This window comes from Cellulomonas sp., assembly GCF_015234515.1.
In the GTDB taxonomy this organism is placed as follows: domain Bacteria; phylum Actinomycetota; class Actinomycetes; order Actinomycetales; family Cellulomonadaceae; genus Cellulomonas.
On sequence record NZ_JADGMY010000026.1, the window covers coordinates 102489 to 128494 of the forward strand.

The 26006-nt window shown below is 75.0% G+C and carries 14 protein-coding genes and 1 riboswitch; of the genes, 3 read left to right on the forward strand and 11 right to left on the reverse strand.

Annotated elements, in window-relative coordinates; genetic code table 11:
• Nucleotides 1-4: 4 nt before the first annotated feature.
• From IR158_RS13490 to IR158_RS13510, 5 genes are all read right to left on the reverse strand, one after another.
• Nucleotides 5-766 (reverse strand): hypothetical protein, encoded by a 762-nt coding sequence (locus tag IR158_RS13490; RefSeq protein WP_291813854.1) that lies wholly within the window; start codon nucleotides 764-766, stop codon nucleotides 5-7.
• 55 nt (nucleotides 767-821) lie between these two features.
• Nucleotides 822-1898: an ABC transporter ATP-binding protein gene (locus IR158_RS13495; RefSeq protein ID WP_291813856.1), complete on the reverse strand. Its 1077-nt coding sequence runs from the start codon at nucleotides 1896-1898 to the stop codon at nucleotides 822-824.
• Nucleotides 1895-3583, reverse strand: coding sequence for an iron ABC transporter permease (locus IR158_RS13500; RefSeq protein WP_291813909.1), 1689 nt, complete (start codon nucleotides 3581-3583; stop codon nucleotides 1895-1897). The genes IR158_RS13495 and IR158_RS13500 overlap by 4 nt, the downstream gene beginning before the upstream one ends.
• 56 nt (nucleotides 3584-3639) lie before the next feature.
• Complete coding sequence (locus IR158_RS13505; RefSeq protein WP_291813858.1) at nucleotides 3640-4764, reverse strand: thiamine ABC transporter substrate-binding protein; 1125 nt, start codon at nucleotides 4762-4764, stop codon at nucleotides 3640-3642.
• 56 nt (nucleotides 4765-4820) lie between these two features.
• A riboswitch (TPP riboswitch) is annotated at nucleotides 4821-4944 on the reverse strand.
• A 24-nt stretch (nucleotides 4945-4968) separates the two neighbouring features.
• A complete protein-coding gene (locus IR158_RS13510) occupies nucleotides 4969-14394 on the reverse strand; it encodes a hypothetical protein (protein WP_291813860.1) in 9426 nt (3141 codons plus the stop codon).
• Between the two features lie 291 nt (nucleotides 14395-14685).
• On the opposite strand from IR158_RS13510, the gene IR158_RS13515 reads away from it, so the two are divergent.
• Entirely contained in the window at nucleotides 14686-14955 is a 270-nt protein-coding gene (locus tag IR158_RS13515) for a DUF4235 domain-containing protein (RefSeq protein ID WP_291813862.1), read from the forward strand.
• A 17-nt stretch (nucleotides 14956-14972) separates the two neighbouring features.
• Nucleotides 14973-16433, forward strand: a complete 1461-nt coding sequence (locus IR158_RS13520; protein ID WP_291813864.1) for an NAD(P)/FAD-dependent oxidoreductase — start codon at nucleotides 14973-14975, stop codon at nucleotides 16431-16433.
• A gap of 19 nt (nucleotides 16434-16452) precedes the next feature.
• Here IR158_RS13520 and mnhG read toward each other — a convergent pair whose 3' ends face one another.
• Genes mnhG through IR158_RS13550 form a run of 6 tightly spaced genes read right to left on the reverse strand, consistent with a single transcriptional unit; the run spans nucleotide 16453 to nucleotide 23215 of the window.
• Nucleotides 16453-16839: a monovalent cation/H(+) antiporter subunit G gene (mnhG, locus tag IR158_RS13525; protein WP_291813866.1), complete on the reverse strand. Its 387-nt coding sequence runs from the start codon at nucleotides 16837-16839 to the stop codon at nucleotides 16453-16455.
• Nucleotides 16836-17393: a monovalent cation/H+ antiporter complex subunit F gene (locus IR158_RS13530; protein ID WP_291813868.1), complete on the reverse strand. Its 558-nt coding sequence runs from the start codon at nucleotides 17391-17393 to the stop codon at nucleotides 16836-16838. Before IR158_RS13530 ends, mnhG begins: the two co-directional genes overlap by 4 nt.
• Nucleotides 17390-17965, reverse strand: a complete 576-nt coding sequence (locus IR158_RS13535) for a Na+/H+ antiporter subunit E (RefSeq protein WP_291813870.1) — start codon at nucleotides 17963-17965, stop codon at nucleotides 17390-17392. The genes IR158_RS13530 and IR158_RS13535 overlap by 4 nt, the downstream gene beginning before the upstream one ends.
• Nucleotides 17962-19551 carry a Na+/H+ antiporter subunit D gene (locus tag IR158_RS13540; RefSeq protein WP_291813872.1) on the reverse strand — a complete coding sequence of 530 codons (1590 nt, stop codon included), beginning with the start codon at nucleotides 19549-19551 and terminating at the stop codon, nucleotides 17962-17964. The genes IR158_RS13535 and IR158_RS13540 overlap by 4 nt, the downstream gene beginning before the upstream one ends.
• On the reverse strand, nucleotides 19548-20075 hold the full coding sequence (locus IR158_RS13545; protein WP_291813911.1) for a Na(+)/H(+) antiporter subunit C: 528 nt from the start codon (nucleotides 20073-20075) through the stop codon (nucleotides 19548-19550). Before IR158_RS13545 ends, IR158_RS13540 begins: the two co-directional genes overlap by 4 nt.
• 11 nt (nucleotides 20076-20086) lie before the next feature.
• Complete coding sequence (locus IR158_RS13550) at nucleotides 20087-23215, reverse strand: Na+/H+ antiporter subunit A (protein WP_291813874.1); 3129 nt, start codon at nucleotides 23213-23215, stop codon at nucleotides 20087-20089.
• Between the two features lie 400 nt (nucleotides 23216-23615).
• Here IR158_RS13550 and IR158_RS13555 point away from each other — a divergent pair, with 400 nt between their 5' ends.
• On the forward strand, nucleotides 23616-25940 hold the full coding sequence (locus IR158_RS13555) for a (Fe-S)-binding protein (protein ID WP_291813876.1): 2325 nt from the start codon (nucleotides 23616-23618) through the stop codon (nucleotides 25938-25940).
• The last annotated feature ends 66 nt before the right edge of the window (nucleotides 25941-26006 follow it).

Sequence of the window (26006 nt, forward strand, 5' to 3'; positions counted from 1 at the left end):
GGGGTCAGTGCGTGGACGCCGTCGGGTGCCCCAGCGCCCACCAGCCCGACCAGCGCCGCCGCGCCTCGCTGAGCACCTCGTCGTCCAGGCCGTACGTGGACAGCGTCGCGTCGACGGTGCCGTGCGGCGGCCGCTCGACCGCGGGGCGGATCACGAGGACGAGCAGCGACTGCGCGATGCCGTGCAGGTGGATCCCCACCTGGTGATCGCCCTTGTAGAACACCGTGCCGCCGACGCGGGACCCGTCGGGGCGCGTCGCCTCGACGTGACCGCGGACCGGCAGGCCCCGCACGCCGTGCAGGCCCGCGCGGAACAGCAGCGGGTCGCTGCGCGTGCCGGCGTCCATGCCGTGCGACACGAGCGTCACGCGGTCCTGGCCCGGGTGGACGCCGAGCGCGAACGCGAGCTGGTGGACGAACTGGATCCAGCCCTCGTCCATCTCGTCGAAGACCCCGTCGAACGTCGACAGCCCGTCGTGGCTGGGCCGCGTCACCACGACGTGCGTGCGGGCGGGCTCGTCGTCGCGGGCCGTGACGGTCAGCCGGTCGTGGTTGCGCCACACCAGCGAGCGCGTCGTGCGGCCGTCGGTGTGGTCGTGCACCTCGCGCACGTCGTCGACGAAGATCTCGCGGATCTCCGCGTCCAGCCCGTCGTAGTCCCAGCCGAACCACCTGCGGACGAGGCGCGGGTCACGCAGGTGCTCCCACACGGTGGCGACGGGGGACTTGATGTCGACGGAGACGACCTCACGACGCTCGAGGGTCATGCCGTTCACCTCGCTGCTCTCGGTGGGCGGGACTGCCCTGTCCCGTGCCACGACGTTAGCCGGGCAGCCCCGCGACCGCAGCGGGATCGACGCGCAGCGCCACGCGCGCACCGGGCGCGCACGTCCACCCGGCGGGCGCGAGGGCGCTCACGCGTCCGACCCCGTCGACGTCGACGACGACCTCGGTGCGCCCGCGCCGCGAGCGCTGCACCTCGACGACCCCTGTGACGCCCCCGCCGACGCCCCCGGGCAGGGCGTCCGGGGGCAGGCCCGGCGTGACGACGAACGCGCCCGCCGCGAGCGCGAGCACCCCGCCGGCCGGCAGCAGCGCGACGCCGGCGTCACGCGCCGCGTCGACCAGAGCGCGCACGGCCGTCGGCACGTCCGCGCCGGCCGCCGGCACGTCGACGAACGCCTCGTACCCGAGGAACTCCGCGACGCGCCGGGACGCCGGCCGCGCCCACAGCGCACCGGGCGCGGCGACCTGCAGCAGCCGGCCCGCGTCCATCACGGCGACGCGGTCGGCGACGGCGAACGCCTCGTCCTGGTCGTGCGTGACGAACAGCGCGGTCGTGCCCGTGGCCACCAGGACGTCCCGCAGGTCGAGCGCGAGCCGCTCGCGCAGGGCGCGGTCGAGCGCGGACAGCGGCTCGTCGAGCAGCAGCAGGCGGGGCCGGGGTGCCAGCGCGCGCGCCAGGGCGACGCGCTGCCGCTCGCCGCCGGACAGCGTCGCGACGTCCCGGCGCTGGGTGCCGGGCAGCCCGACGAGGTCGAGCAGCTCGGCGACGCGGGCCTCGCGCGCCGCGCGGTCACGCCGCTCGGGCAGGCCGTACGCGACGTTGCCGGCGACGTCCCGGTGCGCGAAGAGCTGCCCGTCCTGGAACAGCAGGCCGAACCCGCGGCGGTGCACGGGCACGTCGACGACCGACACGCCGTCCCACGCGACGTCGCCGCCGCCCAGCGGCTCGAGCCCCGCGACGGCACGCAGCAGCGAGGACTTGCCGCACCCCGACGGCCCGAGCAGGGCCACGACCTCCCCGGTCGGCACGGTGAGGTCCACGCCGTCGACGGCCGCCCCCGCCGCACCCGCGTACCGCACGACGACGTCGGCGACCTGCAAACCGTCGCTCACCACGCACCTCCGATCCCCGGGCGGCGCAGCCGCTCGCACACGGCCACGACACCCGCGGTCAGGGCGGCCAGCAGCACGGACGCCGCGAGCGCGGCCCCGTAGTTCTCGGCGCCGGGGCGGCCCAGCAGCCGGAAGATGACGACCGGCAGCGTCGGCTCCTGCGGGCGCGCGAGGAACGACGTGGCACCGAACTCCCCCAGCGACACCGCGAAGGCGAACCCGAGCGCGAGGCCCACGGCCCGCACGGCGACCGCGAGGTCCACGGTGCGCAGCACCCGGCCGGGCGCGGCGCCGAGCGTCGCGGCGACCTCCCGCTGGCGCGGGTCGATGGCGCGCAGCACGGGCAGCACGGTGCGCACGACGAGCGGCACGGCGACGACCGCCTGCGCGACCGCGACCAGCACGGGTGAGGCGCGCAGGTCCACCGGCAGGCCCAGCGGCGCGTCCATGGACACGAGGAACCCGAACCCGACGGTCACGGCCGACACCCCGAGCGGCAGCATGAACAGCGCGTCGAGCCCGGCGACGGCGCGGCGGGCCGACGCGCGGCGGGGGCGCCGCGACACGACGAGCGCGACGAGCCCGCCGACGACCAGGGCGATGAGCGTCGCGTCGACGGCGGTGCGCACCGACGTGCCGGCGGCCTGCCACGCGGACACCGCCAGCGTGTCCTGCGGCACGCCCAGCGCGGCGTAGTTGTCGAGCCCCCAGCCGCGCGGCGTGCGCAGGGAGCGGACCACGAGGTTGAGCAGCGGCAGCGCGAGCAGGCCGCCCACGGTCACGACGGTCACGACGACGGCCACGACGTCGAGCGGCTCGCGCAGGTGGACCGGGCGGGTGGTCACGGTCGGCGCGCCGAGCGTCAGCGCGCGCTCCGTGCGGGCACGCGCACGGCCGGCGAGCGCGAGGGCACCGACCACGACGACGACCTGCACGACCGACAGCACGGCCGCGGCCCGCAGGTCGAGGAACTGGGTGGTCTGGATCCAGATCTCCGTCTCGACCGTGCCGTACCGGCGCCCGCCGAGCACCAGGACGGTCCCGAACGCCGTCGCGCAGAACAGGAAGACGAGCGACGCGGCCGACGCGATCGCGGGGCCCAGCGCGGGCAGGGTGACGGTCCGCAGCACGCGCCACGGGGACGCCCCGAGCGCCCGGGCCGCCTGCTCGGCGCGGGGGTCGAGGCGCTCCCACATGCCGCCGACCGTGCGCACCACGACCGCGTAGTTGAAGAACACGAGCGCCAGGACGATCGCGGCGAACGTGCCGTCCAGGCCCAGCCCGCCGAGCAGCCCGCCGTCGACCAGCAGCGAGCGGAACGCGACACCGACCACGACCGTGGGCAGCACGAACGGCACGGTGACGAACGCGCGCAGCGCGCCGCGCCCGCGGAACCGGCAGCGGTACAGCAGGTACGCGCCCGGGACACCGAGCAGCACGGCACCGGCCGTGCCGAGCGCGGCCTGCGCGAGCGTCTGGCCGACGACGCGCCACGTGCGCGGGCGCGCGAACACGTCGCCGAACCCGCCCAGGTCGAGGCGGCCGTCGGTGAGGAACCCCCGCCCGACGATCTCCAGGACGGGCCAGACGAAGAACGCCGTGAGGAACAGCAGCGGCACCCCGGCCGCGAGCGCCCACCCCGTCCGGCCCGGCCAGCGCCGCGGCCGGCGCGCCGACGGCCCCACCGCGGGCTGAGCGGCAGGGTGCGCGGCGGGCCGGTCGGCGAGCGCGGTCGGCACGGTCAGCCGATCACCGTGTCGGACCACTGCGTGAGCCAGCGCTCCCGGTGGGTGGCGACGTCCGCGGGTGCGACGTCGAACGGCGCGTCCGCGAGCGGCGCCCAGCGCGTCCACTCGTCGGGCAGCTCGACGGCCGAGCTCACGGGGTACATGTACATCGACACCGGGATGTCGGCCTGGACCTCGTCGGACAGCAGGAAGTCGAGGAGCTGCGCGGCGCCGTCGGGGTTGGCCGCCCCGGACAGCACCCCGGCGTACTCGACCTGCCGGAAGCACGTGTCGAGCAGCGCGCGCGTCGTGGGCTCGTCGCCGCCCTCGGGGACCGTGAACGGCGGGGACGACGCGTACGACACGACCACGGGACGCGGCCCGTCGCCGCCGCCGGCGGTGAAGTCCGTGTAGTACGCCTCGGTCCAGCCGTCGGCGACCTGCACGCCGTTGTCGCGCAGGCCGGCCCAGTAGTCGACCCAGCCCTCCTCCCCGAACGCGCCGACGGTCGCGAGCAGGAAGCCCAGGCCCGGGGAGGACGTCACGGGGTCCGGCACGACCACGAGGTCGCGGTACGCCGGGTCGAGCAGCGAGTCCAGGGTCGTCGGCTCGGGCACGCCGCGCTCCGCGAACCACGCGGTGTCGACGTTGAGGCACACGTCGCCCAGGTCGATCGCGGTCAGCGCGCCGGCGTCGTCGCCCGGCACGGCGTGCGCGGCCGCGTCGGACGCCGCGGGCGCGGTGAGGTCGGACGCGACCACGACGCCCTCGTCGAGCGCGCGCGACGCGAACGCGTTGTCGATGCCGTAGACGAGGTCGCCCAGCGGCGCGTCCTTGGTGAGGACGAGCTGGTTGACCAGCGCGCCGGAGTCGGCCTGCTGCACGACCTGCACGTCCAGCCCGCTCTCCTCCTCGAACTGCTCGAGCAGGCCCTCGGAGAGGGCGAACGACTCGTGGGTCACGAGCGTCACGGTCCCGGCGCCGCCGCCGGTCGCCTCGGGCGTCCCACCGCCGGTGGCGGAGCACGCGGTCAGCGTCACGAGCGCCGCGCACGTCGCCGCACCGAGCGCGGTGCGGCGGGCGTGCGGGGACCTACGGGGGCTCTGGGTGGCCATGTGGTCGTCGTCCTCCGTCGTCATCGGAGGGGTCCCGTGCTCCTCGCCCCGTGGCGCAGCCACGGGGCGAGGAGCACGGGAGGAGAGAAAGCCCGACTCCCTACGCCGGTATCACCCGGATCAGGTTCGAGGGTCTGCGGTGGTCCGCACTCTCAGCGTCCGTCCCACCGTCACCGGCGGGACGACGCTCCCCTGTCGTTCGCGACGATCCTAGCCTCCGCTCCGCCCTCAGACGCTGTGCCGTCCGCGGCCACGCCGCGCCGTGAGCACGGCACCCGCACCGCCGGCCAGCAGGAACGCCGCGAGCAGCGCGAGCGCGGCGGACTCCGCACCCGTGACCGCCAGCGGCACCGCCCGCACGTCGGCGCGCGCCGACGCCGTGCCGGCGCCGTCGGGTGCCACGTCCTCGGCCGCACTGGCGACGGTCGCCGTGTTCGTCACCTGGGCGGGAGCGTCCCGATCGACGAGGACGTGCACGCGCACGGTCGCCTGCTCACCGACGTCGAGCCCGTCGACGGTGCACGTGACGGTCCGCCCGTCGGCGGTGCACGGGGCACCGTCGGTGGACGCCAGGCGCAGCCCGGCGGGCAGCACGTCGGTGATCGTGACCGGCCCGGGGTCGGCCGTGGGGCCCTCGTTGCTGACCGTCAGCAGGTACGTCGCCGCGGCGCCGGCCTGCAGGTGCGTCCCGTCGAGCGCCTTGCTCAGGTGCAGCGCGACCTGCGCCGGGACGTCGAGCGTGTCGTCGTCCGTGGCGCGGGCGCCCGTCGGGTCGTCGACGGACGGCGTCGCCGAGACGACCGTCGCGGTGTTGGTGACGCCCGGGTAGGCGGCGGCGGTGACGACGACGTCGACGTGCACCGGCGGGGCGGTCGTGCGCGCGTCGAGCTCGGCACGCACGCACAGCACGGGGGTGCCGCTCGCGCCGGGCGTTCCGGTCGAGCAGACCCACGCCGGGTCGGCCGACCGCACGCCCGTCACGTCGAGCGCCGCGGGGACCAGGTCCTCGAGCGTGACGCCGCGCGCCTGCGACGGGCCGCGGTTGCCGACGACCAGGTCGAACGTGAGCGGGTCGCCGACGCGGACCGTTCCGGTGTGCGACTTGTCCAGCGTGAGGGCCGCGAGGGTCCCCGTGCCGGTCACCACGGACGACCCGTCGTTGGTCGGGTCGGGGTCGGGCGTGCCCGACGTGACGTGCGCGGTGTTGGTGACGTCACCGGTGAGCGCCTGGTCGGCGGCCACCTCGAGGTCGAGCCACACCGACGTCGCGGCCGGGAGCGTCCCGTCGAGCGCGCACTCGACGACGACCGTGCCGGTGCACGTCCACGTCGTCCCGCCGGACGACGTGACGACACCGGTCGCGGTCAGTCCCGCGGGCAGCGTGTCGTGGAGCACCACGTCGACGGCGTCCGACGGCCCGAGGTTGGTCACGCGCAGCCGGAACGTGCCCGTCGCACCCGCGACCGGCTCGGCCGTCACGGACTTGTCGAGCCGCAGGTCCGCCCGCGTCGTCGGCGTCACGGTGACGTCGTCGGTGTCGGGCTCCCCCGGGCCGATCGGGGCGGGGTCCTGCTGCGGGGTGCTGCCGGGCGTCACCGTGGCGGTGTTGGGCAGCGCGGCGGTGGTGCCCGACGCGACCACGGCGTCGACCGTGATCGCGGGCGCCGCCCCGACCGGCAGGTCGGTCGTCCGCTCGCACGTGACCTCGGCCGCGTCGACCGTGCAGGCCCAGCCCGCACCGCTCGCCGTCACGTCCCGCACACCGGCGGGCAGCGTGTCGACGACCACCAGCGGGGTCGTCGCGTCCGCGCGGCTCGTCGACGGGCCGTGGTTGGTGACGTCGAGCCGCCACTGCACGGGCAGCCCCGCGACCACGTCGACGGTCGGCGTCACCAGGGACTTCACGAGCCCCAGGTCCGCGATGCCGGTGACGTCGATCGTGTCGGTCGCCGTGTCCGGCAGCACGGCGTCCGCGGGCTGCGGCGTCAGGCCGGGCGTGACGGTGACCGTGTTGGTCACGTCGCCGAGCAGGTGGGGGTCGAGCAGCACGGGCACCTGGAACGTCGCCTCGGCGCCGGCGGGCAGCGTGGTGGGCCGCTCGCAGCGCACGGTGGCGTGCAGGGTGCCGCCGACGTCGACCGGTGCTCCGGCGGCGCACGTGAACCCGTCGTGGGTCAGACCGGTGGCCGCGAAGGTCACGCCGAACGGCAGGCGGTCGACGACGACGATCGGGTCGTCGGCGTCCGCGCGCGAGTCGGACGGGCCGCCGTTGCGGACCGTGACGGCCCACTGGAAGGACCGCCCCGCGACCGGGGTGGCGACGTGCGACTTGGTGACGCCGAGGTCGGCGAATGTCGTGACCACGACGTCCGCGGTCGCCGGGTCGGAGTCACCGCTGAGCGGCGACGACGCGACGGCCGAGTTGGTGAGCGTCACCGGGTCGAGGTCGGGCGCGACGCGCGTGACCAGGACCAGGCCCGGTGCGGACGCACCGGCCGTGAGCCCTGCCGTGCCGTCGCCCAGGGTGCAGGTGACGACCTGCCCCACGGGCGCGGCGCACTCCCAGGCCGGCGCGCCGGTCGGCGTCGTGGTCGCGACCAGGCTCGTGCCGGCGGGCAGGGTGTCCGTGATCGTCACGGGCCCGGCCACGTCCGACGGCCCGTCGTTGGTGGCGACGAGCGTGAACGTCGCGTCCGCGCCGGCCCGCAGCTGCTGGCTCGCGGGCGACTTGGTGAGCGAGAGCTCGGCCGCCGTGGTCGTCGCGATGCTCGCGTCGTCCTCGTCGCTGCTCGGCCCGGTGCCGTCGACGTCGGTCGTGGTGGACGCGACGGTCGCGGTGTTGACGACCGTCGAGCCGTCCGCGACGCCCGAGCGCACGGTGGCGACCACGGTGACGGTCGGGGTCGCGCCCGGCGCGACGTCACCGAGCTCGCACCGCACCGTCTGACCCGTCACGGTGCACGCGTCCGGGTCACCCGGCACCGCCGCGCTCACCGGGGCCAGCGTGGCGGGCAGGACGTCGCGCACCACGGTCGCGGCGGCGACGGACGGACCGGCGTTGCCCACGGCGAGCGTGTACGTGACGTCGGTGCCCGCGACGACGCTGGTGGCGCCCGCGGTCTTGACGACCGCGACGTCCGCGCGGCGCACGACGTCGAGCGTGTCGGTGGCCGTGTTCGGCTGCACGTCGTCGCCCTCGTCGAGGTCCGTCGGGCCGCTCACGACCGCGGTGTTGGTGTGCGTCGCCTCCGGCGCGTCGGCGGGGACCGCGACGGGCACGTCGATCGCCCAGCTGTCACCGGCGTCCAGGCCGGCGGGCAGCGTGCACGTCACGGGCTGTGCGCCCCACGGCAGGGCCGCCCCGACGCTGCACGTGCCCGCGTCGGCGGTCACCGCGCCGTCGACCGGCAGACCGGCCGGGACCTCGTCGGTCACCGTGATCGGCCCCGGCGCGTCGGACGGGCCGTGGTTGGTCACCGTGATCCGGAACGTGGTGCCCTCGCCGGCGCGCAGCACCGTGCCCGTGTGGGTCTTGGTGATGCCCAGGTCGGCCAGCACCCGCGGACCGCTGGTGACGGTGTCGTCGTCCTGGTCCGCCTGCCACGTCGACCCGACGACGGCCGTGTTCTCGACGTCGCCGACGACCGAGGACGCGACCGTCACGTCGAACGTGAAGGACGCCGTCGCGCCGACCCCGAGGTCGGTGTCGAGCTCACAGGTCACCGACGTGGTGCCCGTGCAGTCCCACGCGGCGGCCGGGGTGACCCCGCCCGCGAACCTCAGGCCGGTCGGCAGGTCGTCCGTCACGACGACGCCGCGCGCGACGGACGGGCCGTCGTTGCGGACCGTCACCCGGTAGGTCGCCGGCTGTCCGGGGACGAGCTCCCCGACCAGCGCCTTGGTGACCCCGAGCTGCTCGGCGTGCGTGATCGCCGTCGACGTCGTGTGCACGTCGCGCCGCGTGTTGGGGCCCTGCGACGTCACGGGGGTGACCTCGGCGGTGTTGACGAGCGGGCCGTCGGCGGCGACGAGCGCCGCGTCGACGCGGGCCGTCACCTGGACCGTGAACGTCCCGTCGACCGGGAGGTCGCTGGTGCGCAGGCACGTCAGCACACCGTCGGGAGCCTCGTCGCACGTCGCGCCCGTCGGGGTGATGCTCGTGACGCTCACGCCGGCGGGCAGGGTGTCGGTCAGCACGACCGGTGCGCCGGCACTGCCTCGCGACACCGACGGTCCGGCGTTGCGGACGGTGACGTCCCACGTCGCGAGCGCACCGGCGGCCACGGAGGCCGGGCCCGTCTTCGTGACCAGGAGGTCCGCCTGCGTCGTGACGGTCGCGGTGTCCGTGGTCGTGTCGTTCGAGGGGAGCGGGTCGTACGTCCGCGTCGAGACGGACGCGGTGTTCGCCACCTCCGTGCCGGACGCGACGTCGGCGGCCAGGGCGACGGTCACCGTGACGGACGCCGAGGCGCCGCTCGCGAGAGACGCGGTGCGGGTGCAGTCGGCGCCCGTCTGCAGGTCGCCACCGCGTGCCACGCAGGTCCAGCCCGTGCCCGCGACGGACACGACCGAGACCCCCGTCGGCAGGGTGCCGATGACGTCGGACACGCGCACCCCGACCGCGGGGTCGGGGCCGGCGTTGGTCACGGTGACGGTCCACGTGTTGGTGGACGTGCCGGCGACCCACGTCGAGTGCGTCTTCGCGATCCGCAGGTCCGCGGCGTGCAGGCGTGCCGTGGCCGTGCCGGTGGTGCCGACGTACGAGCCGTCACCGCCGTCGTAGGACGTGCCGCCCGCGAGGTCGGTGACGTCGGTGACCACGGCCGTGTTGCGGTGCGCGACGGCCGAGCCCGTGGCGTGCAGCGCCGCGGCGGTCGGGGTCGCGCGGTAGGTGACGACGACCGTGGCGCCGGGCGCGAGGTCGAGCGCCGGCCCACCGACCAGCGACCAGGTCAGCACCTGGCCCGACACCGCCGGGTCGCCGAGCGCCACGGCCGCGGCGGACGGCACCTGCACGGTCGCGCTGCCCGCGACGTACTCCCAGGCGTCCGGCAGCAGGTCGCGCAGGCCCAGCGTCGCGGCCGTCGCGCCGCCCGCGTTGCGCAAGCGCACCTCGAAGGCGACCTCGTCGCCGACGTACACCGGGTTGGCGCCCACCTGCGTCTTGGTGGTGTTCACCAGCGGCAGCTGCGGCGTCACGGCGGCCGTGGCCGGCGCGCTCGGGTTGTACGTCCGGCCGCCGGGCGTGGCGGGGTCGAGCGACGCCCACTCCTGGGCACGGACGGAGTTGGTCAGCCGGGCGCCCGTGAGCTCGTCCGCGTCGGCCAGGCGCGCGTCGTACGTGCGCACCACCGGCGTGCCGGGCGTGATGGCCGCGTGCGTCCACGTGATGGTGCGAGCGGTCGCGTCCCACGTGCCGCCGCCGACCACGTCACCCGTGGCCGCGGGCGCGTCGTCGTCGTCCGCGAGCGGGACGACGCCCGCCGGGACTGTGTCGACGACCGTGACGTCGTGGGCGACCTCGCCGTGCGGTGCGGCCGTCGCGGCACTGGTGGTCACCGTGTAGGTCACCACCTGCGTGGGCTCCACGGTCGCGTCCGAGACGGACTTGTCGACCGTGACGCGCGGCTCGTCGACGGTCACGCTGTCCGTGCCGATGACCGCCGTTCGGTTGTACGTCGTCGTGGGGCCCACGGTCCGCGTCGCGCCGGTGGCGAACCAGCCGAGCGTCGCGGTGTTGGTCACGGCGTCGCCCGCGGTCAGGCGGCCCGCCGCGGCGACGGTCGACGTGAACGTCACCGTCACGTCACGCGGGAGCACGTCCGCCGGGACGTCGCCCAGCACCCACGCGGCCAGCGTGGTCCCGGCCGCGCCGGCGGCCGTGACGGGCGTCGGCGTGCCGCAGTCCCAGGTGGTCGCGTCCGGGTAGGTGCACGTGACCGTCGAGTCCTCGACGGCCGGTGCGAGGCCCGCGGGCACGGTGTCGAGCACCGCGAGGTCGTAGAAGTTGGCGTGCGGCGGCAGCGTCGTGCGCAGCGTCCACGTGATCGTCTCGCCGGGCACCGCGGTGTCGCGGTCCGCGACCTTGGAACCCTCGGCGACGGGCACGCGCACCGTCCCCGTGTCGGACGAGGTGAGCACCCGCTCGTGGCCGCTGCCGTTCGCGCCGTTCGCGAGCGTCGAGGCCGTCAGACGCGCGGTGTTGACGGACGTGGTGCCACCGGCCGAGCCCGGGTCGACGACCGCCTGGTACGTCGTGACCGCGGACGCGCCCCCCTCGAGCGTGCCGACCGCCCAGGTCACGGTGGTACGGCCCGACTCGCACGGGTCGTCGGCGTCGGTGGCGGTCCCAGCCGTCAGGCCGGCGGGCAGCGGCGTCACGAGCGTCAGGTCCGTCGGCAGGCAGTCGACGACGACCGTGTCGTGCGCCGGCGGACGGTTCTCGCCGTTCGACGCCGTGAGCTCGAACGTCACCGTCTGGCCGGCGCCCACGGCCAGCGGGTCCACGGGCCGGCCGGCCGCGTCCAGCGGTGTCTTCGCCACGGTCGGGGCGGGCAGGACGACTCCGACCTCCGCCGTGTCCGTGGCGCGCGTGCGGTCCGTGCCGTCCGTCGCCGAGTCGCGGCTCGTCAGCGTCGCCGTGTCGAGGAGGTCGGCACCATCGGTCGCCCCGGCGACGTCGGCGACCCGGCCGGTGAGGGTGACGGCGAACTCCTGGGTGGCGGCGGTGCCGTTGGTCCACACGGGCGGGAACCGCAGCTCACCGGTCGTCGTGTCGAGGCAGAAGACCGTCGCCGCGGGCGTGCACGTCGCGGTGGTGTCGACGGTCGCACCCGCGGGCACCTGCGCTGACGCGCCCGTGACCGCGAACGTGCCGCCGGTGGGCAGCGTGTCCGTCAGACGCCCGGCGAACAGGCTCGTGCCGGCCGCCAGGGTCGCGGTATACCGGAAGGTGACGACCTCGCCGACGGTCGCCTGCGCGGGCCCGTTGCCGACCTCGTCGGGGCCGGTGGAGACGAGCGCCTTGGTGACGCCCGCGTCCGGGAGGGACAGCCTGGCGGTGTCCGTCGCGGCGGGCGCGTTGGGCGTCCCGCTGCCGGTGAGCGCGCCCTCGGGCACGTAGGCCGTGGGTGCGGCGCCCGGCCGCCCGTCGGTGGTGGGGGACGTGTACCGCGTCACGGACGCGGTGTTGACGTGCCGCGACGACACCGACAGCGGCGACGGCACCGTGAGGTCGTACGCGAGCGTCACGGTCTCGCCGACGGTCAGCAGGCCGTCCGCGCCGAGCGCGGCGCCGTCCAGGGACCAGGTCACGAGCGAGCGGGTCGTCGACGTCCCGCCGATCCGCACGCGCTCGTCGTCGGTGCAGTCCGGGGCGGGCGCGACGAGGTCGTCACACGTGAACCCCGCGGGCAGCGCGTCGGCCACCTCCACGGAGTCCAGGGGGTGCGCCGTGTCGTCGGCGGCGCTGCCGCCGTGGGTCACGGCCACGCGGTACGTGAGGCCGAGGCCCTCGCGGACGACGAGGTGGCCGGTCTGGACGGAGCCGCCACCCTGGACGGTCTTGTCGAGCGCCAGCGGCACGGCGGGCGCCACCACGAAGCCCACCTCGTCGCGCAGCGCGAGCGCACTGCCGTCGAGCTCGCGTGCCCGCAGCTTCGCGAGGTTGCCCATCACGTCGCGCTGCGTGGGGCTCGTCTCGGTCACGCGCGCGAGCACGTCGATCGCGACGCGCGCACCCGCGGGCAGGAACCAGCCGTCGTGCACGGTGTCGCCGATGCGCCACGCCGGCGCGGGCGCGCCGTCCTCGACGACCTGCTGCACCGTGACACCCGTGGGGTTGGACGCCACGACACCCTCGACGAACTCGGTGCCGACCGGCACGAAGTCCCGCACGACGGCCTCACGCAGCGCGACGCCGTCCGCCGCCGCGACCTCGACGCGGAAGCACAGGAGGTCGCCGAGGCGCACCACGGGCTGCGACGTCGCGGACCAGTCGGCCCCCGCCAGCGCGGAGCACTGCGCGACGCCGGTCAGGGGCGTGCGGTCCGGGTTCGCCCACACGCGCTTGACCAGGACCGGCAGGTCCGACGCGAGGGTCGCCGACGAGTCGTCCTCGACGGCGACGGGCCCGTCCTCCGGGGTCCCGGGGACGGGCGACGTCGTGGCGGTGACGACGGCCGCGTTGGTGAAGGTGTCGCCCGTGGAGGTGGGCGTGCCGTCGTGGCGGGTGGCGCGCAGGTACACGTCGTACTCGACGGTCACGTCGCCGTCGTGCCCGACGTCGTCGAGCACGAGCTGGGACGTGAAGGTGCCGTCGCCGTGGGCGACGGACGTCGTCATGGTCGCGCCGACGACGTCGCGCGCGGGCAGCGCGGCGCAGTCCGACGGCCACGGGCCCGACGTCGCGGTGCCGGGCTCGACGTACGGGCACGTGCCGTCGGGCATCACGTCGGTGACCAGGACGGACGTGGCGTCGGTGTACTCGCCGACGCGCACGAGCAGGGCGAAGCGCGCGTCGGACTGCTCGGTGAAGCCGGTGGCGGTCGTGGACTTCACGAGCGCGACGTCCCGCACCTCGACGGTGTGCTCGGCGGTGACGTGCACGTCCGCCGCGGCGGGACGGGCGACCGCGCCCCGGTACGTGCCGGTGACGGCCGCGTGGTTCGTGACCGCGCCGCCCGCAGCGAGGTGGCGCGTCGAGGCGCCGGTGAAGGTGCCGTCGGCGACGAGCTCCTGCGGCCCCACGGCCGCCCGGTAGCGGATCGTCACGTCGGTGCCGGCGGGCACGGCGCCCAGGTTCCACTCGACGCGCGTCCACACGCCCGCGGGCAGTCCGGGCGGGTCCACCACGACCGACGTGCCGACGAGCGCGTCGTCGCAGTCCAGGGGCCGGCTGAGGCTCTCGCAGCCCAGCAGCTGCAGCGCCGCCGGCAGGTGGTCGACGACGAGGACGTCGTCGGTGCCCGCCGCGGGGGCGGTGCGCACCGTCAGCGTCCACACCGACGACTGCGTCCCGACGCCGCGCAGCACCTCGGCCTCGGGGCTCTCCTCGTCCTTCTCGAGCTCGAGGGGCACGACCCGCACGTGCGACGTCCCGGTACCCGAGGCGAACGTCGCCGGGAGGCTGATGACGGGTGCGGTCCCGGTGGAGTCGACGACGGGGCGCGGGACGTTCCGCTCGTCGGCGGAACCGTGGACGGTCGCGGCGACCGGGAGCGTCGAGCCGACGGGGAACCGGGCCTCGTCGATGTCGACGCCGAACGCGAGGGGCACGCTGCCGCCGATCACGAGGTCGGCCACGTTCTCCCAGGTGAGGACCTCGTACCAGGTGCTCGCGACGCCGCTCGGGCGCACCGTGGTGACGCGCGGGTCACCGGATGCCGCGGGGTCGGTCGATCCCGGGGCGTACGTGGCTCCCGGCGGCAGGGTGACGGCGAACCCGACGTTGTAGGCGACGTCCGTCGCCCCGTCGACGTGACCCGCCACGAAGGACAGACGTGCGTCCTCACCGGCGAGGACCGTCACGGGCCCGCCGTCGAGGCGCAGGCCGCCGGCCGCGGCGGCCGCGGGCGCCACCGTCAGGACCCCGACCAGACTCATCGTCGCCACGAGCGCGGCCGCGACCAGCGCCGCCACCCACCGCCGTGCCATGCCTGTGACCTGCATCTGCGTACCCACGTGCACCCACTCCTCGGACGTCCGACGATTGAACAGGACGAACGTCCAGTTCGGTTCGCGGTCAGGGTGAGGAACCAGGGCACCCCGGCACGAGCCGGGCACGAGGTCACACTTCCGTGACGGCAGGCCCGCCGGGGGCACCACGCTCGGGTGTGCCGGGCACACCCCAGGGCGGACGGGCGCGGTGAGCGCGAGCACGCCGTCGACCTGTGCGTCCGGCCCGCGACCGGTACGGTCGTCCCGGACGCACACACGGGAGGTGCCATGTCGGACGACGGGCAGAAGCAGTCGATGACGGCGAAGATCGTCGGCGCGGGCGTCACGCTCATCGCCGCCTGGGCCGTGCAGAAGATCATCAACGCGGCCTGGAGGAAGGCGAAGGGCCACGAGCCGCCGGCGCCCGACTCGACCGCCGACGACATCAAGTTCAGCGAGGTCGCCGCCGCCGCCGTGATCAGCGGTGCCGCCATCTCGCTGTCCCGCGTCATCGCGACGCGCGGCGCCGCGAAGCTCGCGGGACGGGCCGGCCGCTAGCGCTCCGGCGCCCCGCCATGGACGTCGTCGTCGTCGGTTCCGGCCCCAACGGCCTCGCCGCAGCGGTCACGATGGCTCGCGCGGGCCTGTCGGTCACGGTCCTCGAGGCCCAGCCGACCGTGGGCGGCGGCTCCCGCACGCTCGATCTCGGCCTCGCGGACGGCGTGGTCCACGACGTGTGCTCCGCCGTCCACCCCATGGCGTGGGCGTCACCGTTCTTCCAGGCCTTCGGGCTCGCACGGCGCGTCGACCTGCTGGTCCCCGAGGTGTCGTTCGCGCAGCCGCTCCCGGGCGGCCGCGCGGGCCTCGCCTGGCACGACCTCGACCGGACGGTCGCGGGCCTCGGTGCGGACGGCCCCGCCTGGCGCTCGCTCGTCGGCGAGCTGTCGCGGCACAGCCCTGACGTCGTGCGCGCGGCGCTGTTCGACAAGCGCACGCTGCCCGCGGGGCTGCTGCCCGCCGGGCTGCCCGGTGCCCTGCGGTTCGGTCTCGGTGTGCTCGAGCAGGGGACGCCCGCGTGGGACGTGCGGTTCCGCGGCGACGTCGCACCCGCGCTCCTGACCGGCGTCGCCGCGCACGCGATCTCCCCCCTGCCCAGTCCCGCGGCCGCCGGGACCGCGCTGCTGCTGGCCGCGCTCGCGCACGTCGGCCAGGGCTGGCCGATCCCGCGCGGCGGGTCGGGTGCGATCGTGCGGGCTCTCGTCGACGACCTCGTCGCGCACGGCGGCACGGTCGTCACCGACCACCCGGTGCGCTCACGCCGGGACCTGCCCCCCGCCGGCTGCTACCTGTTCGACACGACGCCCCGCGGCCTCGTGGACGTCCTGGGCGACGAGCTGCCCGCACGGAGGCGTGCGGCGTTCGAGCGCTACCGGCACGGGAACGGCGCGGCCAAGGTCGACTTCGTGCTGAACGGTCCCGTGCCGTGGGAGCACCCCGACGTGGGCAGGGCGGGCACCGTGCACGTCGGCGGTACGCGCGCGGAGATGGCCCGCGCGGAGGCCGACGTGGACGCGGGGCGGCACGCCGAGCTGCCGATGGTGCTCGCGAGCGACCCGTCGGTCGTCGACCCGGGCCGCGAGCACGCCGGGCTGCGGCCCCTGTGGACGTACGCGCACGTGCCCGCCGGGTCGGACGTGGACGTGACGGAGGCGATCACGCGGCACATCGAGCGCTACGCGCCCGGCTTCCGCGACGTCGTCGTGGCGTCGCGCTGCGTCCCGGCGTCGCAGATGTCGCACCACAACGCGAACTGGGTCGGGGGCGACATCGCGACCGGGGCGGTCGGCCTGCAGCAGATGGTCGCGCGCCCCACCGCGGCGCTCGACCCCTACGCGACGGGGGTCGACGGGGTCTACCTGTGCTCCGCCGCGACCCCGCCGGGGCCGGGCGTCCACGGGCTCGGCGGGTGGTTCGCGGCGAGCCGCGCGCTGCGCCGCGAGTTCGGGATCCGCGTCAGGTCGGTCTTCGCGCGCTGAGGAGGCGCGGACGCGCCGCTCAGACGTCCTCGCCGCGGCGCGGCCCGCCGGACTGGGTGTCGTCCAGGTCGCGCGACAGCTCGTCGACCACCAGCAGGTCGTTGCGGACCTTCCCCGTGCGGAAGCCCGCGCGTCCGACCATGTGGGCGGCGACCGGCGCCGTCAGCATCTGGAAGACCGCGACGAGCACGAGCGCCCACACCGCGCCACCCTCGCGCAGCCGCAGCGCCAGGCCGATGAGCACCAGCACCAGGCCCAGCACCTGCGGCTTGGTGCCGGCGTGCATGCGCGCCAGCAGGTCGGGGAAGCGCAGGGCCCCCACGCCGGCGGCGAACGCGAAGAACGCACCCCCCAGCAGGCAGACGACCGACACGACGTCCGCAGCCGTCTCCCACACCGGCGTCATCGTGCCTCCTCGTCGGCCGGACCACCGTGGTGCTCGTCGTCCGGCTCCGCCTCGATGGTGTCCCGCGCGCTCGGGGCCACGGGTGCCTCGTCCTCGGCCGCCCGCGTCTCGTCCTCGGCCGCGCGCCGCTCGTCCTCGACCGCACGTCGCTCGTCCTCGGCCACGCGCACCTCGTCCTCGACCGCCCGGCGCCGCCGACGGCGCGTCTCCTCCTCCTGCTGCTCGAGGCGGCGCTTCTCCGCCTCCTCGGCGGCGACCTCCTCGCGCGTGCGGACGCGCCCCTCACCCTCGGGCTCCACGGCCGCGAACCGCGCGACGGTGACCGACCCGACGAACCCGACGAGCGAGAGCACCACGAGCAGCGGCACGACGTCCGCGCGGCGGAAGTACGCGGCGTACAGCGCGACGCCGGCGATCATCGTCGTCACGACGATGTCGAGCGCGACCGTGCGGTCGAGGATCGAGGGACCCTTCTCCGCGCGCACGATCGCGAAGGCCGCACCCAGGGTCAGCAGCACACCGCCGACCACGACGACGACGTCGAACGGGTTCATCGTGACGCCACCTCCCGGTCGCGGCGCCGGCGCTGCAGGCCCGCGTCCGCCAGCTCCTCGTCGGACGCGAGCGCCCGCAGCACCCGCGCCTCCTGGTCCAGGACGGACTGCCGGGCCTTCTCGACACCGCCGCTGGTCTCCACGTCCAGGACGTGCACGTACAGCCGACCGGTGAGGCGGTGCGCCTCGACGATGATCGACCCGGGCACGAGGGACACGAGCTCGGCCGTCATGGTCAGGTACAGGTCGGAGTGGCTGCGCAGCTGCACGCAGATGACCGCGCCCCGCGGCGTGTACCGGGGGCGCAGCGCGACGATGCTGACCTCGAACGACGCCCGCACGAGGTCGACCGCGAACCGCCCCAGCAGGACCAGCAGCCCGACGGGGTGCACGCGACCGTGGAAGTCGACGGGCGTCATCCGCAGACCGACCGTCACGAGCAGACCCAGCAGGGCCCCGTTGACGATGTTTCCCCAGGTCACGTCGCCCCACAGCAGCACCCACACGACGGTGAGCCAGGCGATCGTCGCCCACTGGAAGCGCCAGCCGGTGCGGCGCGGGTGCAGGCTCATCCGCCGACCTCCGCGTCCTCGGTGGCGTCCTCGGTGGCGTCCTCGGTGGCGTCCTCGGCCGCACGCTGGGACTCGCCCTCGCCGCGCTGACCGTCGGGCAGGACCGCCTCGATGTACGGCCAGCGGGACTCCAGGGTCTGCGCCGCGCGGCCCGTGTAGGCGTACAGCGGACCGGCGAAGACGGTCAGCGCGAGGCTGAACACGACGAGCGCCGCGGTCGGCGCGACCATCATGACCGGCACCCGGTTGGCCGGCAGCTCCTCGGGCGGGCTCTGCCAGAACGCCTTGTTCCACGCCTTGATGAGCGCGTAGAGCGTGAGCAGCGACGTGACGACGGACCCGACGACGAGCGCGTACGCCACGGGTGTGCCCACCTCGACACCCGCCTCCAGCAGCCCGACCTTGCCGAGGAACCCGGAGAACGGCGGGATCCCTCCCAGGTTCATCGCGGGGACGAAGAACAGGACGGCCAGGACGGGTGTCATCTTCGCCAGGCCACCGAGGCGGTCCAGCGACGTCGTCCCGCCGAAGCGTTCGACCAGGCCGACGACGAGGAACAGCGCCGTCTGCACGGTGATGTGGTGCGCGACGTAGTAGATGGCCGCGGTCCAGCCGTGGACGCTGCCCAGCGCGATGCCGAACACCATGTAGCCGATGTGGCTGACCAGGGTGAACGACAGCAGACGTTTGACGTCGTCCTGCGCGACGGCGCCCAGGATGCCGACGACCATCGTCGCCAGCGCTACCCACAGCAGGATGTCGTCGAGCGCCCCGCCGGGGAACAGCAGCGTCTGGGTGCGGATGATCGCGTAGACGCCGACCTTGGTCAGCAGGCCCGCGAACACCGCGGTGACCGGCGCGGGCGCCGTCGGGTAAGAGTCGGGCAGCCAGGACGACAGCGGGAACACGGCGGCCTTGATCCCGAACGCGAGGAGCAGCATCGACTGCAGCACGAGCCGCACACCGGGGTCGATCTCCTGCAGCCGGATCGCGAGCTGCGCGAGGTTCACCGTGCCGACGGCCGCGTAGATCGCGGCGATCGCGACGAGGAACAGCACGGACGACAGGATCGCGACGACGACGTAGATCGTGCCCGCGCGGATGCGCTCCGTCGTGCCGGACAGCGTGATGAGCACGTACGACGCGGCCAGCAGGATCTCGAAGCCGACGTAGATGTTGAACAGGTCCCCCGACAGGAACGCGTTGGCGACGCCCGCGGACAGCACGAGGTACGTCGGGTGGAAGATCGAGATGGGCGCGAACCGCTCGCCGTCCTCCCGGCCCTGGGCCAGGGAGTAGACGAGGACGCACAGGATCACGACCGACGAGACCGTGAGCATCAGCGCCGAGAGGCGGTCCGCGACGAGGCTGATCCCGACGGGCGCCGCCCAGTCGCCGACCTCGACGACGACCGGCCCGGCGTCCGCGATCACGAGCAGCGTGGCCGACACGATCGCCACGAGCGTCAGGGTCGCGAGCGTCACGATCCGCTGGAGGCGCGGACGGCGGTACAGCGCCAGCGCCAGGCCCGCGGCCGAGAGCGGCAGCACCACGGGCAGGGGGACGAGCCAGCTCCAGTCGGTCATCGTCCCTCCTCCCGGTGCGTGTGGTCGGTGCGCGGCGGCGGCCGCTCTGACGGTGCCTCGTCGAAGGCGCCGCCCTCGTCCATCTCGTCGCGCGCGGTGGCGGCCTCCTCGTCGAGCGTCTCGCCGTCGGACTCGGTGTCGTCGTCCTCGAAGGCGCGCTCGTCGCGCGCCGCCAGCCGGACGATGCGGCGGTCCTCGACGTCGTCCTGCACCTCGTCGTGACGGTGCAGCTGCCACGACCGGTAGGCCATCGCCAGCAGGAACGCCGTCAGCCCGAGCGTGATGACGATCGCCGTGAGGATCAGGGCCTGCGGCAGCGGGTCGCTCATCGGCCGGTCGGACGCGACCCCGATGATCGGCGGCGCACCGGCGGCCCCGCCCGCGACGAGGATCAGCAGGTTGGTGCCGTTGCTGAGCAGGACGATGCCCAGCAGGATGCGCGTCAGGCTGCGCTCCAGGACGAGGTAGACGCCGACCGTGAACAGCACGCCGATCGTCACGACGAACACGATGTTGGGGCTCATGACGACGTCGGTCACGGGACCACCCCCGCGTTCGTGCCGCCCCGGTCCGGCGGCGGGCCGGAGTCGCCGCCCCGGCCCCGCGCGACCACGACGTGGTCGTAGCCGCTGACGGCGTGCTCGGCGACGTCGTCCTCCCCGGTCTCGGCGCGACGGTCGATCTCGGCCCCCACGCTGCGCAGGATGTCGAGCACGAGCCCGACGACCACGAGGTACACCCCCACGTCGAAGAACAGGCTGGTGACGAGCTTGACCTCGCCCCAGACCGGGAGCTGGAACTCGAAGATCCAGGACTCCAGGACGTTGCCGCCGACGAACAGCGCGACGAGTCCGACGCCGGCCGACAGGAACAGGCCCGTGCCGAGCAGCACACCCGGCTGCACGGGCGCGGCCTCGCCCAGCTCGTAGCGCCCGCCGGCGAGGTACCGGACCGCCAGCGCGATGCCCGTCACCAGGCCGGCGGCGAACCCGCCACCGGGCTGGTTGTGCCCGCTGAACAGCAGGAACGCCGAGTACACGATCATCGTGTGGAACAGCAGGCGCACGACGACCTCGAAGATCACCGAGCGCCGCTGCGGCGCGACCGTGCGCCCGGCGCGCAGCCACTCGCGGGCCCGCGAGCCCACCGCCCGGTTGGTGCCCCGCGACGGGGTCGTGGGTGCGTCGACGTCCGGGTCGGCCTCGGCCGGCGCGCTGCTCGGGCGACGCAGCGAGGCCATCGGGTCCGGCGTCCCGCCCCACACGGCGCGGTCGGCGGGCGCCTCGCGCTCGCGGAAGATCCGGCCGCCGCGGGCGGACAGGAAGACCAGCGAGGCGACGCCGGTCGCGGCCACGAGCAGCACCGAGATCTCACCCATCGTGTCCCAGGCGCGGATGTCGACGAGCGTCACGTTCACGATGTTCTTGCCGCCGCCGAACTCGTAGGCCTCGGTCGCGAAGTCGGCGGACACCGGTGCGTGGATGCGGGCCGACGGCGCGATGAGCGCGACCCCGGCGACGACGAGCCCGACCGCCAGGCCCAGCCCGAGCCGCAGCCACCGGGACGTCGCCAGCGGCCGGTCCGAGAAGTACGGGGGGAGGCGCCGGAGCACGAGCACGAAGACGACGAGCGTGATCGTCTCCACGAGCACCTGGGTCACCGCGAGGTCGGGGGCGCCGTAGAGCAGGAACATGCCGGCGATCGAGTACCCGCTGATGCCGGCGAGGATGACGGCCTTGAGGCGGCGGCGCGCACGCGCCACGAGGATCGCCGAGACGATGGCCGCCCCCGCGAAGACCGTCTGCGCCGCGTAGTCCCACGGGCGGACCTCGGTGGGCAGCGACGTCCCGACGATCAGCGCGGACCCGACCGACACGACCCAGGTGAACAGGATGACGCCGAGGTACAGGGGCAGCGAACCACGCTGCGTGACGGCCGTGACGTCGGCCGCGAGGTCGTCGAGCTTGCGCATCGAGCGGCGGTAGGTGTGGTCGGCCTCGAGCAGGTGCGGCACGCGCGCCTGCCACCGCTCGACCTTGTCCCGCACGAGGAACAGCAGGCCACCGGCGGCCAGGATGCCGACCGTGAGCCACAGCACCAGGCCGAACCCGCCCCACAGCAGCAGGTGCCCGGGCTCGCCGACCGGGTACGTGGCCGCGTACGGCGCGAGCAGGTGCTCGCCGAGCTGCGGGAGCAGCGCGACGGCCAGCCCGAGGAACGACAGGATCAGCGCGGGCCACGTCAGCACGAACGACGGGTGCGTCACGGGCGCCGGCTCGACGGACTCGTCCCCGCCCGCGGCGAGCGACGTCGTGGTCGCGACGCCCTCGGAGTCCTGCGTCTTGGACTGCGGCACGAGCGCGGCCTTGGTCGCGAACGCCCCCCACCAGAACCGCAGCCCGTACGCGACGGTGAGTGCCGACCCGACGACGACGGCCGCCAGGACGATCCAGCCGACCGTGCCGTCCTCGAGGTGGGCGACCCCCTCGAGGCCGGCCTCCTTGGCGACGTACCCCGCGAACGGCGGCAGCCCGATCATCGACGCGGTGGCCAGGCCACCGGCGAGCGCGGTCCACGGCAGGGCACGCCCCACGCCGGACAGGCGCCGCAGGTCACGGGTGCCGCACGCGACGTCGACCGTGCCGACGACGAGGAACAGCGCCGCCTTGAACATCGCGTGGGCACCGAGCATCGCCAGGCCGGCGAGCGCGGTCGCCTGCGTGCCCAGGCCGACGAGCAGGATGATCAGGCCGAGCTGGCTCACGGTGCCGAACGCGAGCACGAGCTTGAGGTCGTGCTGGCGCAGGGCGCGGTACCCGCCGAGCAGCAGCGTCCCGCAGCCGAGCACCACGATCGTCCAGCGCCACACCGGCAGCTCGGAGTACGCGGGGGCGAACCGTGCGACCAGGTAGACGCCGGCCTTCACCATGGCCGCGGCGTGCAGGTACGCGCTGACCGGCGTCGGCGCGGCCATGGCCGCGGGCAGCCAGAAGTGGAACGGGATCAGTGCGGACTTGGTCGCGGCGCCCGCGAGCAGGCACGCGACCGCGGCGACCACCACCGAGGACGCCGCCGGGGGGTCGGCGATGACCGCCGACATCGAGTACGTGCCCGCCGCCTGGCCCAGGATGACGACGCCCACGAGCATCGCCAGGCCGCCTGCCGTGGTCACGATGATCGCCTGCATGGCGGCGCGGCGGCTCGCCTTGCGGTCCGCGTAGTGCCCGATGAGCAGGTACGACGTGACCGTCGTGAGCTCCCAGAACACGAACATCAGGAGCATGTCGTCCGCGGTGACGAGGCCGAGCATCGAGCCGGCGAACGCGGTGAACACCCCGCCGAACCGGCCCAGCCCGGACGCGGTCGGCGAGAAGTACGCCGCGCAGTACACCAGGACGAGCGCGCCGACGCCGCCGACGACGACCGTCATCAGCCACGACAGCGTGTCCAGCCGGAAGCTCAGCTCGAGGCCCAGCGCCGGCACCCACTCGACGAGCTCCGCCGGGCCGTTGCCGGACTGCACCTCCCCGGTCCACGACAGCGCCCACACGACCGCCGACGCGGGCGCCAGCGCGAGCGCCCAGAACGCGCGACGCCCCCACCAGCGGAAGAGCACGGGCGCGACGAGGGCCGCTGCGAGGTGGATCGTCAGCAGCAGCAGCACGTCCGGCTCCGTCCGTGTGGGGGGCGGGTGGTCGGTCGGTCGGGTCCTGTGTGGTCCGTCCCGACGACGACGACGGGCCGGGGGCGCGGTCCGTGCTCGCTCACGCGAGGTCCGGGGCCGCGGCCCGAAGTTGGGAAGGTGCGACCACGCGCGGCGCCCGTCGACCCTGCAGTCGGACCCGGGGCTGGCCGTCGGGTCCTCGCTGGTCGGGAGCGTCGTGGTGGGTGCGGGGAACGCGTCGATATTACCAACCGCTGAGCGTGCTCCCCGGTCACGGCCCGGTACGACGCGGTGTGCGCGACACCACGCGCCGCCCCCGGAGCGCGGTCCCGGCCCGGTCCCCGTGGTCGTGGTCCGGGCGGCCCACGTGCGCGCCGGCCCGGGACGTTAGGTTGGCCGCGTGGACGCGTTGCAGGTGGTGGCGGTCGTGCTGGCGGCAGTGGCGACGGTGGTCGGCGTGGCGGTGTTCGCCCGGGGCGTCGTCGCCATCGTGCGGACCGTGCGCACGGGCCGTCCGCTGCCGGGACGCTGGGCGCCCGTCGGGCCACGCCTCGCGACGCTGGTGCGCGAGGTGCTCGGCCACGGGCGGTTCCAGCAGCGTCCGGCCGTGCGGGCGGCGCACTGGGTCGTCATGGTGTCGTTCCCCGTGCTGTTCGTCACCCTGCTGACGGGGTACGGGCAGCTCGTCGACCCGCGGTACGGGCTGCCGCTCGTCGGGCACTGGCTGCCGCTGGAGTGGGCGGTCGAGGCGTTCGCGTGGCTGGGGCTGCTGGGCATCGGGTACCTGATCGTGCTGCGGCAGCGCGTGCGCCCGCGCGCGGACGAGCCGGAGGTCGCGCAGCGGCGGTCCCGGTTCTTCGGGTCCAACCAGGTGTGGGCGTACGTCGTCGAGGCCACGATCCTGCTGATCGTCGTCGCGGTGCTGGTGCTGCGCGGGCTGGAGTACGCGCTCGGGGTGCAGGACGGCGAGGCGTGGGCGACGGCGCTGCACTTCCCGCTGACGGCGTGGTTCGGGGCGGCGTGGACCGCTGTGGACCCCGGGACGCTCGCGACGGCCGTGGTCGTCGTGGCGCTGGTGAAGATCCTGGTGTCGATGGCGTGGTTCGTGGTCGTCGGGATGCTGCCGACGATGGGTGTGGCGTGGCACCGGTTCCTCGCGGTCGTCAACGTGTACGCCCGCCGGGAGCCGGACGGCGCGCCCGCGCTGGGGGCGCTCGTCCCGCTGCGCGACGCCGCCGGTGAGCCGCTGGACCTGACGGCGGTCGACGACCTGCCCGAGGACGTCCGCCTGGGCGTCGGCGCGGTCGAGGACCTGCCGTGGAAGGGCCTGCTCGACGCCGCGACGTGCACCGAGTGCGGACGCTGCCAGGACCAGTGCCCCGCGTGGGCGACGGGCAAGCCCCTGAGCCCGAAGCTCGTGATGCTCGCGCTGCGCGACCAGGCCGCGGCCACCGCGCCGTACGTGCAGGCGGCCCGCGCGGCGGGTGCGTCGCCCGAGGCCCAGGCCGACCCGCACCTGGGCGTCGACCTGGTCGCGTCCGGCGTCATCGACCCCGACGTCCTGTGGGCGTGCACGACGTGCGGCGCGTGCGTGCAGCAGTGCCCCGTCGACATCGAGCACGTCGACACGATCGTCGACATCCGGCGCTACCAGACGCTCATGGAGTCGGCGTTCCCGGCGGAGCTGGGCGGCACGTTCACCAAGATGGAGCGGCGCGGCAACCCGTGGGGCCTGCCCGCTCGCCAGCGCCTCGACTGGGCCAAGGGCCTGGAGTTCGACGTGCCGGTCATGGGCGTCGACGTCGAGTCCGCCGCAGACGTCGACTGGCTGTTCTGGGTGGGCTGCGCCGGTGCGTTCGAGGACCGCGCCAAGAAGACGACGCGCGCGGTGGCCGAGCTGCTGCACGCCGCGGGTGTCACGTTCGCGGTGCTGGGCGACGGCGAGACGTGCACGGGCGACCCCGCCCGCCGCGCGGGCAACGAGGCGCTCTACCAGATGCTCGCCGCGCAGAACGTCGAGACCCTCAACGAGGTCGGCGCGCAGCGCATCGTCGTCACGTGCGCGCACTGCTTCAACACGCTGTCGCGCGAGTACCCCGCGATGGGCGGGCGCTACGAGGTCGTGCACCACACGCAGCTGCTCGACACGCTCGTGGGCGAGGGGCGCCTGCGGTTCGCCCCGGGCGTCGGCGACGACGGCTCGGGCGCGACGGTCACGTACCACGACCCGTGCTACCTGGGCCGCCACAACCAGGTCTACGAGCCGCCGCGTGAGCTGCTTGCCGCGGCCGGCGTCACGCTCGCCGAGATGCCGCGCAACCGCGAGACGTCCTTCTGCTGCGGTGCCGGCGGGGCGCGCATGTGGATGGAGGAGACGATCGGCGAGCGCATCGGCACGGTCCGCGCCGCCGAGGCCGTCGCGACGGGCGCGAGCGCGATCGCCACCGCGTGCCCGTTCTGCACGGTGATGCTGAGCGACGGGGTCGCGGCGCACGCACGGGCGTCGGCGGAGGCGAGCCAGGCGACGGACGCGAGCGACGCGGCGGACGGGACGACGCCGGACGACGGCGGCACCCACCGGACCCCCGACGCCGCGGCGACGGGCACGCAGGAGCCCGCCGGCCCCCGCCGACCCGCCACCGTCCCTGCCCGCCCGCAGGTGGGCGTGCCGGAGGTGGCGGACATCGCCGTCCTCCTCCGCGACCGCCTGGCGGACCGGGGCTGATCCACCGCCCCCACCCCGGAAGTGGTCGCACATCCGACCACTTCGCGCCCTCCGCCGGGCCGATGT

Bases quoted from the DNA above. Each gene is read 5' to 3' on its own strand.
- IR158_RS13505 (WP_291813858.1), bottom strand. From the start codon at position 4,764: ATGACGACGGAGGACGACGACCACATGGCCACCCAGAGCCCCCGTAGG.
- IR158_RS13535 (WP_291813870.1), bottom strand. From the start codon at position 17,965: ATGAGCCTGCACCCGCGCCGCACCGGCTGGCGCTTCCAGTGGGCGACG.
- IR158_RS13520 (WP_291813864.1), top strand. From the start codon at position 14,973: ATGGACGTCGTCGTCGTCGGTTCCGGCCCCAACGGCCTCGCCGCAGCG.
- mnhG (WP_291813866.1), bottom strand. From the start codon at position 16,839: ATGACGCCGGTGTGGGAGACGGCTGCGGACGTCGTGTCGGTCGTCTGC.
- IR158_RS13515 (WP_291813862.1), top strand. From the start codon at position 14,686: ATGTCGGACGACGGGCAGAAGCAGTCGATGACGGCGAAGATCGTCGGC.
- IR158_RS13530 (WP_291813868.1), bottom strand. From the start codon at position 17,393: ATGAACCCGTTCGACGTCGTCGTCGTGGTCGGCGGTGTGCTGCTGACC.
- IR158_RS13545 (WP_291813911.1), bottom strand. From the start codon at position 20,075: ATGAGCCCCAACATCGTGTTCGTCGTGACGATCGGCGTGCTGTTCACG.
- IR158_RS13490 (WP_291813854.1), bottom strand. From the start codon at position 766: ATGACCCTCGAGCGTCGTGAGGTCGTCTCCGTCGACATCAAGTCCCCC.
- IR158_RS13510 (WP_291813860.1), bottom strand. From the start codon at position 14,394: ATGGCACGGCGGTGGGTGGCGGCGCTGGTCGCGGCCGCGCTCGTGGCG.
- IR158_RS13540 (WP_291813872.1), bottom strand. From the start codon at position 19,551: ATGACCGACTGGAGCTGGCTCGTCCCCCTGCCCGTGGTGCTGCCGCTC.